A 13,775-nucleotide genomic window follows, 5' to 3' on the forward strand; every position below is an offset into this window, starting at 1 on the left:
GCGCAACGCCTCCCTCACGCCGATCGCCTGGTTCGATCAGTCGGCGAGCCCTGCGCGCCGCAGAAGATCGGTGGTCGAAGCGTCGAACGCCTGGCCGCCCTTGTCCGCCGCCTTGGCCATTTCCTTGCCGAGCTCGACACCGAACTGGTCGAACGGGTTGATGCCCAGCAGCGCCGCGCTCACGAAGGTGCGGTGCTCGTAGAAGGCGATCAGCGCGCCCAGCGTGCGGGCGTCGACCCGGTCGAGCAGCAGCGTCGACGACGGACGGTCGCCCGGATAGGCGCGCGCCTGGTCCTCGTTGTCGCGCCCGGCCATCAGCGCCGCACCCTGGGCGAGCGCGTTCAGCAGCAGCTGGCGGTGGTGCGCCTCGCTGAGCGCATCGCCCGGCTCGATCGCGGCGACGAACTCGACGGGCACCAGGTGGGTGCCCTGGTGGAGCAGCTGGAACACCGCATGCTGCGCATCGGTGCCGACGCCGCCCCAGGTGATCGGCGCGGTCGGGCGGGTGACGGGCTGCCCTTCCGCGGTCACGCGCTTGCCGTTCGACTCCATCTCAAGCTGCTGGAGATAGGCGGGGAGCAGGCGTAGCCGCTCGTCATAGGCGAAGGTGGCGCGGGTCTCGGCCTTGCGGACCTGGCTGTAGTAGAGGTCGGCGAAGGCCGCGAGCACCGGGGCATTGCGCAGCGGCTCGGCCAGGCGGAAGTGGCGGTCCATCTCGGCCGCGCCCTCCAGCAGCTCCTCGAACACGTCCCATCCAAGGCCGATCGCGGCCGGGAAGCCGATCGACGACCACAGCGAATAGCGGCCCCCGACGCTTTCGGAGAAGGGCAGCACGCGGGTCTCGTCGACACCCCATTCGATCGCCTGCTCGGGATTGGCGGTCAGCGCGATCACCTTGCCATAGGGGTCGGCGACGCCACTCTCGGTCATCCAGCCGATCGCGCTCTCCGCGTTGAGCATCGTCTCGGTGGTGGTGAAGGTCTTGGACGCGATCACCAGCAGGGTCGCATCGGGATCGAAGTCCTCGATCGCTTCCTCCAGCGCCACGCCGTCCACGTTCGAGACGATCGCCACGTCGTAGCGGTCCGAATCGCGGCCGAGTGCGTCCATGAGCAGGTCGGGACCGAGCGCCGAGCCGCCGATGCCGATGTGCAGCACGTGCCGGATCGGCCCCAGGGCATCCGCCTCGATCGCATCGATCAGCGCGCGCATGCGGGCGTGGAAGCCGCGGGCCTGGGCGACGCTCTCCGGATGGCCTTCTCCGCGTTGTGCTGCGTGTTCGGCGGCGCGGCCCTCGGTCACGTTGACCGGCTCGCCCGCGAACAGCGCGTCCCGGCGCGCGGCCAGGCCCGCGGCGTCGGCCAGCTGTGCGAACGCCTGCAGCCCCGCTGCATCGAGGTGGGTCTTGGACCAGTCGAAATGAATGCCGGCGACGTCGAGCGTCAACGCCTCGAGCCGGTCGGGCTCGGCCGCGAACAGCTCGCTCAGGCGCTTGGGCGCCAATGCCTCCACGGCCTGCCAGGCGGTGTCCGTCATGCGTTTTCTCCTTCAAGCCGTACGTGTCGCGCGACCTAGCGCGGCACAGGCCGCTCCGCTACTCCCCAACAGCCTGGGTTGACGTGGGCAGGAGTCGCCCGCAGAGCAGGCGCCATGGCCAGCAAACCCGCCGCCCGTCACCAGCGCTCCGAACTGCGCGAGACGGTGCTGTTTTTCGTGAAGCTCGCGATCTTCGTGTTCGTGATCCGCAGCTTCTTCTTCTCGCCCTTCAACATCCCGTCGGGCTCGATGCTCCCGCGGCTGCTGATCGGCGACTATCTGTTCATCACCAAGTGGAACTACGGCTATTCGCGCCACAGCCTGCCGTGGAGCCTGCCGCTGATCCCGGGCCGCATCTTCCCGAGCACGCCCGATCGTGGCGACGTGGTGGTGTTCAAGGCGCCGCCGACGGCCGAGGACAATTGGGTCAAGCGCGTGATCGGCCTGCCCGGCGACCGCGTGCAGATGCAGCACGGCCAGCTGTTCCTGAACGGAAAGCCGGTCCCGAAGCAGCGCATCGCCGACTTCGTGCTGCCGGTGTCGCCGAACTTCGGCTGCCAGTTCGAGTTCCAGGACGAGGACGCGGCCGGCAAGCCGATCTGCCGCTTTCCGCAGTTCGAGGAGACGCTCCCCAACGGCAAGCGCTATCGCGTGCTCGATCAGGCGGAGACACCGGCCGACGACACCGGCGTCTACACCGTTCCTGCGGGACATGTCTTCCTGATGGGCGACAACCGCGACGACAGCGCCGACAGCCGCTTCCCCACGATGCCCAACCAGGGCATCGGCTTCGTGCCGATGGAGAATCTGGAGGGCAAGGCGGTGGTCAACTTCTGGTCGACCGACGGCAGCGCGCAATGGCTGCTGCCCTGGACCTGGGTCAGCGCCGCGCGCTTCGATCGGATCGGGGAAGGCTTCTGAGCACGCCCCCGCTCGCCCCCTGGATCGCCGCCACCTTCGGCCGCGACGACCTGCCGCTGCCGCTGTTCGAACGGGCGGTCACGCATGGCAGCCATGCCGGCGAGAGCTACGAGCGGCTGGAGTTCCTGGGAGACCGCGTGCTCGGTCTGCTGATGGCGGAGTGGCTGTTCGAGCGGTTCCCGGACGAGCCGGAGGGCAAGCTGTCGCGGCGGATCAACGCGCTGGTGACGGGTGCCGTATGCGCCGAACTGGCGCGCGAACTGGGCACGGTGCCGCACCTGCGGCTGGGCAAGCAGGCGCGCGACGACGGCGCGACGCAGAGCGACAACGTGCTGGGGGACGTGATGGAGGCGCTGATCGGCGCCTTCTACCTGGAGGCGGGGCTGGAGGCGACGCGCGGCTTCGTGCGCCGGATCTGGGCCGATCGCATCGAGACGCAGGTGCGGGCGCCCAAGCACCCCAAGTCCGCGCTTCAGGAATGGGCCGCCGCAAACGACCGGCGCCCCCCGGAATATACGGTGGTCGACCGCTCGGGACCCGGCCACGCGCCGCGATTCACGGTCAAGGTGTCCATCGGCAAGCTCGCCGAGGCATCCGCGCAGGGTACGTCCAAGCAGGAGGCGGAAACCGCCGCCGCCAAGGCGCTGTTGCGCCAGCTGGAGCGTTGACACGACAGCGGCGGCTTGCACGGCCCGGCCTTGCGGCCCACAATTTCTCTCTTAGCATTTAGGCTCGCATATGAACTCCTCCACCCAACGCTGTGGCCTCGTTGCCGTGGTCGGCGCCCCCAATGCGGGCAAGTCGACGCTCGTCAACGCGATGGTCGGCCAGAAGGTCGCGATCACCAGCGCCAAGGCGCAGACCACGCGCACCCGCCTGATGGGGATTGCCATCGGGGGCGACACGCAGCTGCTGCTGGTCGACACGCCCGGCATCTTCGATCCCCGCCGCCGCCTCGACCGCGCCATGGTCGCCGCCGCCTGGGAAGGCGCGGAAGGTGCGGATGCTATCGCCTTCGTGGTGGATGCGAAGGGGGGGCTCGGCCCCAAGATCACCGACATCGCGGAGCGGCTCGCCCATCGCCGCGAGCCCAAGCTGCTGATCCTCAACAAGGTCGACATCGCCGACAAACCGCGCCTGCTGACGCATGCCGCGCGGCTGAACGAACAGCTCGGCTTCGACGAGACCTTCTTCGTGAGCGCCCAGACCGGCGACGGCGTGCCGGAGCTCAAGGCGGCGCTCGCCGCGCGCATGCCGGAAGGGCCCTGGCATTTCCCGGAGGACCAGGTCTCCGACGCGACCGATCGGATGCTGGCGGCGGAGATGACCCGCGAGCAGATCTACCACCAGCTCCATGCCGAGCTGCCCTATGCGATCGCGGTCGATACCGAGCTCTACAAGGAGCGCGACGACGGCTCGGTCGAGATCCACCAGCAGATCCTGGTCGGCCGCGAGAGCCAGCGCGCGATCGTGCTGGGCAAGGGCGGGACCCGCATCAAGGAAATCGGCGCCAAGGCCCGTGCCGAGCTCCAGACGCTGATGGGCGTGCGCGTCCACCTCTACCTCCACGTCAAGGTCAAGCCCGACTGGGAGGAGGACCGCACCCTCTACCGCGACATCGGCCTCGACTGGGTGGAGTGAGGCTCAGCGCCCGGCGAGCACTTCCTCCACCCATTCGGGCACCAGCCGCGTCGCCGGGCCGCGGCGGCTTTTCTCGAACCAGTGGCTGCCGGACGAGGGCTCGAGGTTGAGCTCCAGGGTGGCGGCGCCGAAGTGCGCGGCCATCTGGACGAAGCCGGCGGCGGGATAGACCGCGCCGGAGGTGCCGATCGAGACGAACAGGTCGGCGTCCGCGAGCGCCGCCTCGATGCGATCCATGCCGTACGGCATCTCGCCGAAGAAGACGATGTCCGGGCGCAGCGCCGCCGCCCCGCAGCTCGGGCAATCGGTGCCCGGAGGCAGCGAGCCGGCGTGCGGCATCCGCGTGCCGCAGGCGGCGCACAGGGCAGAGCGCAACGCGCCGTGCATGTGGAGCAGCCGTTGCGCACCGGCGCGCTCGTGCAGGTCGTCGACGTTCTGGGTGACGATCAGCAGCTCGCCCGGCCATCGGGCATCGAGCCGTGCCAGCGCCTGGTGCGCGGCGTTGGGCCTCACCGTGTCGAGCGCCTCCCGCCGCATGTCGTAGAAGCGGTGGACCAGCGTCGGATCCTGCGCCAGCGCCTCCGGCGTGCAGACATCCTCGACCCGATGTCCCTCCCACAGGCCGCCGGGTCCGCGGAAGGTCGCGAGGCCGCTTTCGGCGGAAAGGCCGGCGCCGGTGAGGACGACGATGGTGCGGATGGCGTGCATGGGGCGATCTAGCCCCGGGACGGGACAGCCGCCAATCCACAAAGCCGCTTGAAGCGGTGGCGGCGTACGACTAGCTGCGTGCCGCAATGCAACAAATGCTTGAACTAGCCCGTTCCACCCCCGTGAGCGACACCCAAGAAGACCGCGCGAGCATCAGCGACATCCTGCGTTTCGCGATGATGCAGCGCATCTGCGTGTCGGTGGTGTACAACAACATGGACATGCTGCTGGCGCCCCACATGCTGTGGACCAAGCATGGCGACCTGCACGTCGATGCCGTCACGGTGGAGCGTGCCGGCGGCGCGCCCAAGGTGGCGAAGCTCGGGACCTTTAAGCTCGCCGGGCTGAACGGCGTCGCGCTGACCTCGCGCCTGTTCACGCCGTTCCCCGAGTTCAATCCTGACGATCCGAAATACGCCGAAGCACCGGTCGCGCACGTCGCGGCCTGATCCGATTCGCCGCGGCTTCCGCTTGTCGGGGGCGGCGCCTTTCTGCCATGAGCCGCGAACCGGCCTGAGCCGGAGCCGGTGCTCCCGACGCGCGTTGGGCAGCCGGGCACAGCAAGGCGGAGCAGAATGGCAAGCATCGGCATCTATGGGCGGCTCGGTCGCATGGGACAGGCGATCGCCGCCGTCATCCCGGAACTGGGCGCGACCTTTGCCGGTGGCGCGGATGCCGGCGAGAACCCCGAGGGCATCGCCCGCAAGGCCGACGTCCTGGTGGATTTCTCCGCCGCCGTCGCCGTGGATGCCCACATCGCGGCCGCCCGCGCTACGGCGACCCCGATCCTGATCGGCACCACCGGCCTGTCGCGCGCGCAGCACGCGCTGATCGACGCGGCAGCCGAGGAGATCCCCATCCTGCAGACGGGCAACACCTCCCTGGGCGTGGCGTTGCTGTCGCGGCTGGTCCGGGAGGCGGCCGAGCGGCTCGGGCCCGACTGGGACATCGAGATCGTCGAGATGCATCACCGCATGAAGGTGGATGCGCCCTCGGGCACGGCGCTGATGCTGGGCGAGGCCGCGGCCAAGGGCATGGGCGTCGAGATGTCGGAAGTCGGCGTCGTCGGCCGCGCCGGACTGGTGGGCGCACGGGCGCAGGGCACGATCGGCTTCGCGGCGCTGCGCGGCGGGCGCGTGGTGGGCGACCACCAGGTGATCTTTGCGGGGGAGGGCGAGCGGATCGAACTGGGCCATCGCGCCGACGACCGCGCGATCTTTGCGCGCGGTGCGGTGAAGGCGGCGCAGTGGCTCGTGCAGCAGGCGCCGGGGCGCTACAGCATGGATGCGGTGCTGGGTCTTTGAAGCGGGCGGACGTCTTCGAGTTCTGCCGGCGGCTGGCCGAGGCCAATCCGCATCCCGAGACCGAACTGGAATCGGTGAACGACTTCACCCTGCTGGTGGCGGTGGTGCTCTCGGCACAGGCGACCGACGCGGGCGTCAACAAGGCGACGCGCCGGCTGTTCGCCGAAGTCGACACGCCGGAGAAGATGGTGGCGCTCGGCGAGGCGGGGCTGAAGGAGCACATCAAGACCATCGGCCTGTTCAACACCAAGGCCAAGAACGTCATCGCGCTGTCGCAGGCGCTGATCGCCGACCACGGCGGCAAGGTTCCGGCGAGCCGCGAGGCGCTGGAGAAGCTGCCCGGCGTCGGGCGCAAGACCGCGAACGTGGTGATGAACGTCGCCTTCGGGGCCGAGACGTTCGCCGTGGACACCCATATCTTCCGCGTTGGCAACCGCACGGGCCTGGCCAAGGGCAAGACGCCGCTCGCGGTGGAACTGGTGCTCGACCGGGTGACGCCGCAGCCGTTCCGGCTGCACGCGCACCACTGGCTAATCCTGCACGGGCGGTATGTGTGCAAGGCGCGGACCCCGGAATGCTGGCGCTGCCCGGTGGTCGACCTGTGCGCCTACAAGCCCAAGACGCCGCCGCCCGCGAACCGCAAGGCCGTCGCTGCCGCCTGAGCTTTCGGAGCCCCACTCGGCTGCCGGTCCGTGCAGACCGGCAGCCGGGGCTCTCCCAAGCTCGTCAGAAGCTGTAGGCCAGGCCGACCGAGCCCAGCCACTGGTCGCGGTCGCCCGCGATGCGGGTGACGGGGCTCTGGGCGAAGTCGTTGAGCATGCGGCGATAGACGACGCCGCCGAACGCCTGCAGGCCGTTGCGCAGGTCGCCCGTCAGCGACACGGCTCCGGCGCCGCCCAGCGTCCAGTTCTTCCAGCCGCCGCGCGCGTTGAAGACGGGAAGCCCGCTGTCTTCGCTCTGCTGCGGGTTGATGCCGAAGTAGCTGCGCGCGTAGCCGCGCTCGGCGCGCTCGGCCGAGACGAAGACGCTGACGATCGACTTCGTGCTGAGCGGGGTCAGATAGCTGACCGTCGGGGTGAAGATGCCGGCCGAATGTGCTCCCGTCACGCCCTTGCGATAGCTGGCGGAGAAGGAAACGCGGTCGAACTCGCTGGTGATGACGCCGGTCTTGGCGATGCCGAGATAGCCGCCGAGCTCGATCGCGGCCTTGCGCTTGCCGAGTGCCTTGATGCGATCGTCGTCGATCCCCTTGGTGCTCGCGCGGTTGAGGTTGAGCGCGGCGACCGGACCCGCCTGGAAATCGATGCCGGGACCGAAATTGTCGGGGATCAGGTCGACGCTCAGCCGGTTGCCGGCGAGCATGAAGTTGAAGCCCGAGACGCGGCCGATCGCGGCGGGGATCGGCGAGACGCTGTAGTCGTCCGAGCCTTCATAGTCCGGAAGGATCGCGGCCCCCAGGCCGACCATCGCGAAATCGCCGCCGTCATCGGTGTTCCGGATGGCCGCGGGATCGCCGTCCTGCGCCAGCGCGGGGGCAGTGGCGAGGGCGCAGAGGGAAAGTGCCAGCGCGGCAGAGGCGGTGCGGAAGGTCGTGACCAAGGACAGGTGCCTTTATGGAATGTTGCCGCAGCGTAACGCTGTTCCCGGGCCTTGGCTCCCGCGGCTCGGCTCAAAACAAATATCGGATCTTCACCTGTTGCCGATCGGCATCACCGGCGAGCGAGAACTGCGCCGCGGCGAAGCGCGGCGGCCCGAAGCCGAGCCCCGGGTTGTTGGAAAAGCCGAAGCCTTCGCGCGGGATGCCGGCAAAGGTGTCGAGCTTGCCGTTGCCGTTCTCGTCGTGGATCACCGACACCGCATAGGTGCCCGGCACAAGCCCCTGCACCCGAATCACCTGCTCGCTGGCCGGAACGGAGCGCGTGACGGCATGCGCGTCCTTGGCACAGCCGGGGAAGCTCTTGGGGTTCGCGGTCACGCATAACCGGATCATGCCCTTGGAAGACCGCAGGTGGCTGAGGGTGACTTCAAGCTCGGTGATCGGCGTGGCCCCCGTCAGCAGCAGCAGCGCCGCTGCCCCCGTGCCGAACCGCATCGCCGCTGCGTGCGCCTGAATGATCATTCCTCGTCTTTCCAAAGCTGCCCAGTCCGTCATCGGTCCCGCAGAGCCGATCCCAGAAGCGGAAGTACAGGCCGAAATTGCAGCCGTAGCGCTGATGATGGCGTTGATGGTGGCTGGCCGTGATCAGCCAGCCGCCGAGTGGCCCTGCCCAGACGGCGCGGGGGAAGATCTCCCACCCCATGTGATTGGTCACGCCCATCACCGTCATCACCGTCAGTACCACTGCCAGGGCGCCGACATGGATCGGGATCAGGAACACCAGCAGTGGGATGACGAAGGCGCCGGTCAGCGCCTCGATCGGGTGGAACGCCATCGCTGCCCAGGCGGTCGGCGGGCGGCTGGCGTGGTGGACCGCATGCGCCACCCGGAACACGCGAGGGCGGTGCATCCAGCGATGGCTCCAGTAGAACCAGGTGTCGTGCGCGAAGAGATAGAGCAGCACCGACAGCGGCAGCCACCACAGGGGGCGGTCGTGCACGTCGGTGTAGATCCGCGTCCAGCCGCGGTTCTGCCAGCCCCAGGCGACGATGCCGGCGGGGATGCCGTAGATGGCGGCCGAGATCAGGCTCCAGCGGATCTCCTTGGCGATCTGCCGGTCGAGTCCCCGATAGAGGCCGGGCTGGCGCAGCCGGGTCGCGAACGCGAAGCCGCCGGACGCCAGCAGATAGCGCACGCCGACGATCGCGGTCATCGCGAGCGCGGACAGCAGGATGGCGAGGGCGATCGACATGGGCGGGCTGTAGCGGTTCCGGCGTCCCGGCGCCATGGCGCGCGCAGTCCGATCGGGTGCCGCGCGCCCTTTCACCGCGCCGGAAGCTCGGCTAGGCGAAGGGCATGCCGACCCATCATCACTGCGACCTGGCGATCCTGGGCGGGGGACTCGCCGGCGGGCTGATCGCGCTGGCGCTGGCCGAGCGCCGGCCGGAGCTGTCGCTGCAGCTGGTGGAGGCGGGCGAACGGTTCGGCGGCAACCACCTCTGGTCGTTCTTCGACAGCGACGTCGCGGCAGGGGATCGCTGGATCCTGGAGCCGGTCGTGGGGCACCGCTGGCAGGGCTATGACGTCGCCTTCCCCGGCCACGCCCGCACGCTCGACGCCGCCTACAACAGCGTGGAGTCGGAGCGGCTGGACGCGGTGCTGCGGGCGGCTCTGCCGGCAGAGGCGCTGCTCACCGGCCGGCGCGTGCTGGAGGCGAGTGCGACGGGCGTCGTGCTGGACGACGGCGCGCGGATCGAGGCGGGGGCGGTGATCGACTGCCGCGGACCCGGCGACCTGTCGCTCCTGAAATGCGGGTGGCAGAAGTTCGTCGGGCAGGAGCTGGTGCTGGAACGGCCGCACGGGCACACCCGCCCGACCGTCATGGACGCGCGCGTCGAACAGCTGGACGGCTATCGCTTCGTCTACTGCCTGCCGCTCGCCCCCGACCGGATGTTCGTCGAGGACACCTATTACAGCGACGGGCCCGAGATCGACGCGGCGGTGCTGCGCGAGCGGATCCGTGCCTATGCCGAGGGGCAAGGCTGGCGCATCGCCGAGGTGGCGCGCGAGGAGCGCGGCGTGCTGCCGGTCGCGTTCGGGGGTGACTTCGACAGCTATTGGAGCTCCACCCCGCCGGTCGCCAAGGCGGGGATGCGGGCCGGGCTGTTCCACCCGCTGACCGGCTATTCGCTGCCCGACGCGGTGCGCATGGCGTCTGCCGTGGCGGCGGCGCCCGATCTCTCCGCCGCGGCCCTGGCCGAGTTGACGCACGGCCTTGCGCGCACGACATGGGGCGAGCGGGGATTCTACCGCATGCTTACCGCGATGTTGTTTCGGGCAGCGAAGCCGGAGGCGCGCTATCGCGTGCTGGAACGCTTCTATCGGCTGGACGCGGGGCTGATCGGCCGCTTCTATGCCGGTCGGTCGAACTGGACGGACAAGGCACGTGTGCTCGCCGGCAAGCCGCCGGTCCCGGTGGCACGCGCGATACGGGCGATTTGGGACATGCAGGCTGGCGGCCGGGAGAAACGGACTTGAGAACGGCAACGGTGATCGGCGCAGGATTCGGCGGCTTGGCGCTCGCCATTCGCCTGCAATCCGCCGGGGTCGAGACGACGCTGATCGAGGGCCGCGAAAAGGCCGGCGGGCGCGCCTATGTGTTCGAGCGCGACGGCTTCACCTTCGACGCGGGGCCGACCGTCATCACCGATCCCGACTGCCTGCGCGAGCTGTGGCAGCTGTCGGGCCACGAGATGGCGTGGGACGTCACGCTGGAGCCGGTGACGCCCTTCTACCGGCTCAACTGGGCCGACGGCACCAACTTCGACTATTCCAACGACGATGTGTCGCTGCGTTCCGAGATCGCCAAGCTCGATCCGCAGGACGTCGAGGGCTACGCGCGCTTTCTGGAATACGCCAAGGGCGTGTACGAGGAAGGCTATGTGAAGCTCGGCGCCAAGCCGTTCCTCGACTTCCGCTCGATGCTGAAGGCGGCGCCGGCGCTGGCGAAGTATCAGGCGTGGCGATCGGTCTACGCGATGGTCTCGACCTTCGTGAAGAACGAGAAGCTACGCCAGGCGCTGAGCTTCCACACGCTGCTGGTCGGCGGCAACCCCAGCACCACCAGTGCGATCTATGCGCTCATCCACAAGCTCGAGCGCGACGGCGGCGTGTGGTTCGCCAAGGGCGGTACCAACCAGCTGGTGTCGGGCATGGTCGCGCTGTTCGAGCGGCTGGGCGGCACGCTGATCCTGGGCGATCCGGTGACCGAGATCGAGACGCTGGGCGACCATGCGACCGGCGTCGTCACCCGCAGCGGCAGGCGCATCGCGTCGGACGCGGTGGCGAGCAACGCCGACCTGATGCACAGCTACAAGGAGCTGCTGCGCAACTCCCGAAGCGCGCGGCGGACGACGGCACGGCTGGAGAAGAAGCGCTTCTCGCCCTCGCTGTTCCTGGTCCACTTCGGCATCAAGGGCACGTGGCCGGGCATTCCGCACCACATGATCCTGTTCGGCCCGCGCTATCAGGGGCTGTTGTCCGACATCTACGACCACGGCGTGCTGTCGGAGGATTTCTCGCTCTACCTCCATCACCCGACCGTCACCGACCCGAGCCTGGCGCCGGAGGGGCATTCAACCTTTTATGCGCTGGCGCCGGTGCCGCACATGGGCAAGCTGCCGATCGACTGGGACACCATCGGCCCGATGTACGAGAAGCGCATCCTGGACGAGGTCGGCCGCCGGCTGATCCCGGACATCCACGAGCGGATCGTCACCAAGTTCAGCTATGCGCCGCCCGATTTCGCAAAGGACCTCAACGCGCATCTGGGCTCGGCCTTCTCGCTGGAGCCGATCCTGACGCAGAGCGCCTTCTTCCGCGCGCACAACCGCGACGACCATATCCCCAACCTCTATTTCGTCGGGGCGGGCACGCATCCGGGCGCCGGCATCCCGGGGGTGGTGGGAAGCGCGAAGGCGACCGCCTCGCTGATGCTGGAACGCGGCCGCTGACGCGCGGCTGCGTCGACATTCCAAGGACAAATCACGTGAAGCGACTGGCCATCTATTGCGGTTCGGCGACCCCGTCGGACCCCGTCTACATCGACAACGCGCGCTTCGTCGGCCGCACCCTCGCCGAGCGCGGCATCGGCGTCGTCTATGGCGGCGGCCGGCTGGGGCTGATGGGCGCGGTCGCCGACGGCGCGCTGGAGGCGGGCGGCGAGGTGATCGGCGTGATCCCGACCGCGCTCGTCAATGCCGAGGTCGCGCACCGCGGCTGCACCGAGCTCCACGTCGTCGAGACCATGCACCAGCGCAAGCAGGCGTTCACCGACCTGTCGGACGGCTTCGTCACCATCCCCGGGGGCACCGGCACCATGGACGAGCTGTGGGAGGCCATGAGCTGGGCGCAGCTCGGCTACCACAGCAAGCCGGTAGGGCTGCTCAACGTGGCGGGCTATTACGACGGGCTGATCGCCTTCGTGGATAAGATGGCGGAGGTCGGTTTCCTGCGGCCGATGCACCGCGACATCCTGCTGATCGACGACCAGCTCGATGCGCTGCTCGACCGCATGGCCGGGCACAAGGTCGCGCGGCCGATCTTTTCCATGTCGAGCAGCGAGCTGTAACTTCCGTGTCCGTCGCGGCGCATCCCGACCGTCCGAGCCGCGATGCGATCGTCGCCACTGCGCGCGAGACGATTGCAGGGGGATCGAAGAGCTTCGCGGCCGCGAGCCGGCTATTCGATCGGCGGACGCGGGAACGCGCCTGGCTGCTCTATGCCTGGGCGCGGGCGTGCGACGACCTGGCGGACGGGCAGGAACTCGGCCACGGCATGACCGCGGTTGCGGATGCTCCCGAGCGGCTGGCCGAGATCACCGCGAAGACGAACGCAGCGCTGGCCGGCGAATGGGTCGGCGACCCGGCATTCGACGCGCTGCGCATTGTGGCCGCCGAGGCACGGCTGCCGCATGCGCTGATCCGCGACGTGATCGCCGGCTTCGCGCTCGATGCCGAGGAGTGGCGCCCGCGCAGCGAGGACGATCTCTACCGCTATTGCTACCATGTCGCTGGCGCAATCGGATGCCTGATGGCGGTGGTGATGGGGGTCGATCCGGCCGACCAGGACACGCTCGACCGGGCCTGCGACCTCGGCATCGCGTTCCAGCTGTCCAACATCGCGCGCGACCTGGCGGAGGATGCCGCGGCCGACCGCTGCTACCTGCCGGTCGAATGGCTGGTCGAGATCGACGTGCCGCCCGGCGAGCATATGAAGCCGCCGTTCCGGCCGCGCGTCGCGATGCTGGCGCGCCGGCTGGTCGACCAGGCCGAACGCTATGAGGCGAGCGCGCGCGAGGGGACGCCGGCGCTGCCGTTCCGCGCCGCTTGGGCAGTGCTGGCGGCGGCCGACATTTACGGCGGCATCGGCCGCGCGGTGCGCGCGCGCGGCGAGCATGCCTGGGATCACCGGGTGACCACCTCCAAGGCCGAGAAGCTGGGTGCGATCGCGCGCGCCTTTGCGGCGGCGCAGGGGCGGGCGCGGCGCTACCCGCGACGCCCGCGCGATCCGGAGCTGTGGACGCGTCCGCGCCAGGGGTGAGGGGGCTGATGCCGCCGGTGTCGATCCGGAGCCCCTGCGCAGGAGCACGGCTGAGGCGACGGATTCGCGCCTCTCCTCAACGTCCGTACCTCATCGCGCGTTGATCGGCGCTGTTGGACCACAGCGGATCATCGTCGGACTTGCCCACATCCTTGTCATGCCAGCAACGGCTGGCATCCAGATGCGCACCGTTCGCGACCCCAGCCGCAGCGGCAATGGATCCTGACTTCCGTCAGGATGACGATGGTTGCTCTAGGAGAAGGAGAGCTGCCACCCGGTTCCCGGCCTGAGCCTGGGAACCGGAGCAGTTGTGGTGCGGTCGAGAAGACTCGAACTTCCACGGCCTTTCGGCCACAACGACCTCAACGTTGCGCGTCTACCAGTTCCGCCACGACCGCACATGAACACCGTGGGGAGAACCCCCGGCTGGTAGGCGAGCGCCCCTAGCAGTCGATTCGGCGGCATGC

At 69.1% G+C, this 13,775-nt stretch carries 15 protein-coding genes and 1 tRNA gene; 10 read left to right on the plus strand and 6 right to left on the minus strand.

Translation table 11 applies throughout. The annotated features are described in order from the left end of the window. Positions 1–36: 36 nt before the first annotated feature. Positions 37–1,536 carry a glucose-6-phosphate isomerase gene (gene pgi / locus EO081_RS14725; protein ID WP_129342945.1) on the minus strand — a complete coding sequence of 500 codons (1,500 nt, stop codon included), beginning with the start codon at positions 1,534–1,536 and terminating at the stop codon, positions 37–39. Between the two features lie 114 nt (positions 1,537–1,650). Here pgi and lepB point away from each other — a divergent pair, with 114 nt between their 5' ends. From lepB to era, 3 genes are all read left to right on the plus strand, one after another. Next, the gene (gene lepB, locus EO081_RS14730) at positions 1,651–2,457 is read left to right on the plus strand and encodes a signal peptidase I (protein ID WP_129342947.1); all 807 of its coding nucleotides are present in this window, start codon (positions 1,651–1,653) and stop codon (positions 2,455–2,457) included. Further along, positions 2,394–3,125 (plus strand): ribonuclease III, encoded by a 732-nt coding sequence (gene rnc / locus EO081_RS14735; protein WP_129342948.1) that lies wholly within the window; start codon positions 2,394–2,396, stop codon positions 3,123–3,125. The genes lepB and rnc overlap by 64 nt, the downstream gene beginning before the upstream one ends. Positions 3,126–3,195: 70 nt before the next feature. Beyond that, positions 3,196–4,098, plus strand: a complete 903-nt coding sequence (gene era, locus EO081_RS14740; protein WP_129342950.1) for a GTPase Era — start codon at positions 3,196–3,198, stop codon at positions 4,096–4,098. Between the two features lie 3 nt (positions 4,099–4,101). Here the strand turns inward: era and EO081_RS14745 are convergent, their stop codons facing one another. Next, positions 4,102–4,806, minus strand: a complete 705-nt coding sequence (locus EO081_RS14745; RefSeq protein ID WP_129342952.1) for an NAD-dependent deacylase — start codon at positions 4,804–4,806, stop codon at positions 4,102–4,104. A 122-nt stretch (positions 4,807–4,928) separates the two neighbouring features. Here EO081_RS14745 and EO081_RS14750 point away from each other — a divergent pair, with 122 nt between their 5' ends. The 3 genes from EO081_RS14750 (at position 4,929) to nth (ending at position 6,772) form a co-directional block, all read left to right on the plus strand. Beyond that, complete coding sequence (locus EO081_RS14750) at positions 4,929–5,255, plus strand: hypothetical protein (protein ID WP_240697700.1); 327 nt, start codon at positions 4,929–4,931, stop codon at positions 5,253–5,255. Between the two features lie 126 nt (positions 5,256–5,381). Next, positions 5,382–6,110 (plus strand): 4-hydroxy-tetrahydrodipicolinate reductase, encoded by a 729-nt coding sequence (dapB, locus tag EO081_RS14755; protein WP_129342954.1) that lies wholly within the window; start codon positions 5,382–5,384, stop codon positions 6,108–6,110. Beyond that, positions 6,107–6,772, plus strand: a complete 666-nt coding sequence (gene nth / locus EO081_RS14760; protein WP_129342956.1) for an endonuclease III — start codon at positions 6,107–6,109, stop codon at positions 6,770–6,772. Before dapB ends, nth begins: the two co-directional genes overlap by 4 nt. A 64-nt stretch (positions 6,773–6,836) precedes the next feature. Here nth and EO081_RS14765 read toward each other — a convergent pair whose 3' ends face one another. The 3 genes from EO081_RS14765 to EO081_RS14775 all read right to left on the minus strand — a co-directional run bounded on the left by EO081_RS14765 (position 6,837) and on the right by EO081_RS14775 (position 8,959). Further along, positions 6,837–7,709: a MipA/OmpV family protein gene (locus tag EO081_RS14765; protein ID WP_240697701.1), complete on the minus strand. Its 873-nt coding sequence runs from the start codon at positions 7,707–7,709 to the stop codon at positions 6,837–6,839. 70 nt (positions 7,710–7,779) lie between these two features. Further along, complete coding sequence (locus EO081_RS14770) at positions 7,780–8,202, minus strand: DUF2141 domain-containing protein (RefSeq protein WP_129343330.1); 423 nt, start codon at positions 8,200–8,202, stop codon at positions 7,780–7,782. Then, on the minus strand, positions 8,135–8,959 hold the full coding sequence (locus tag EO081_RS14775) for a sterol desaturase family protein (protein WP_221215123.1): 825 nt from the start codon (positions 8,957–8,959) through the stop codon (positions 8,135–8,137). The genes EO081_RS14770 and EO081_RS14775 overlap by 68 nt, the downstream gene beginning before the upstream one ends. Before the next feature lie 104 nt (positions 8,960–9,063). On the opposite strand from EO081_RS14775, the gene crtY reads away from it, so the two are divergent. The 4 genes from crtY to EO081_RS14795 are packed head-to-tail and all read left to right on the plus strand — an operon-like array spanning position 9,064 to position 13,308. Then, the gene (gene crtY, locus EO081_RS14780) at positions 9,064–10,245 is read left to right on the plus strand and encodes a lycopene beta-cyclase CrtY (protein WP_129342958.1); all 1,182 of its coding nucleotides are present in this window, start codon (positions 9,064–9,066) and stop codon (positions 10,243–10,245) included. Beyond that, positions 10,242–11,720, plus strand: a complete 1,479-nt coding sequence (locus EO081_RS14785; protein WP_129342960.1) for a phytoene desaturase — start codon at positions 10,242–10,244, stop codon at positions 11,718–11,720. Before crtY ends, EO081_RS14785 begins: the two co-directional genes overlap by 4 nt. Before the next feature lie 35 nt (positions 11,721–11,755). Continuing rightward, positions 11,756–12,337 carry an LOG family protein gene (locus tag EO081_RS14790; RefSeq protein WP_129342962.1) on the plus strand — a complete coding sequence of 194 codons (582 nt, stop codon included), beginning with the start codon at positions 11,756–11,758 and terminating at the stop codon, positions 12,335–12,337. A 5-nt stretch (positions 12,338–12,342) separates the two neighbouring features. Beyond that, positions 12,343–13,308 carry a phytoene/squalene synthase family protein gene (locus EO081_RS14795; RefSeq protein ID WP_129342964.1) on the plus strand — a complete coding sequence of 322 codons (966 nt, stop codon included), beginning with the start codon at positions 12,343–12,345 and terminating at the stop codon, positions 13,306–13,308. A 311-nt stretch (positions 13,309–13,619) separates the two neighbouring features. On the opposite strand, the gene EO081_RS14800 is transcribed toward EO081_RS14795, so the two are convergent. Next, a tRNA-Leu gene (locus EO081_RS14800) sits at positions 13,620–13,706 on the minus strand. Between the last annotated feature and the right edge of the window lie 69 nt (positions 13,707–13,775).

It is taken from the genome of Sphingomonas desiccabilis (assembly GCF_004135605.1).
Classification (GTDB): Bacteria; Pseudomonadota; Alphaproteobacteria; order Sphingomonadales; family Sphingomonadaceae; genus Sphingomonas; species Sphingomonas desiccabilis.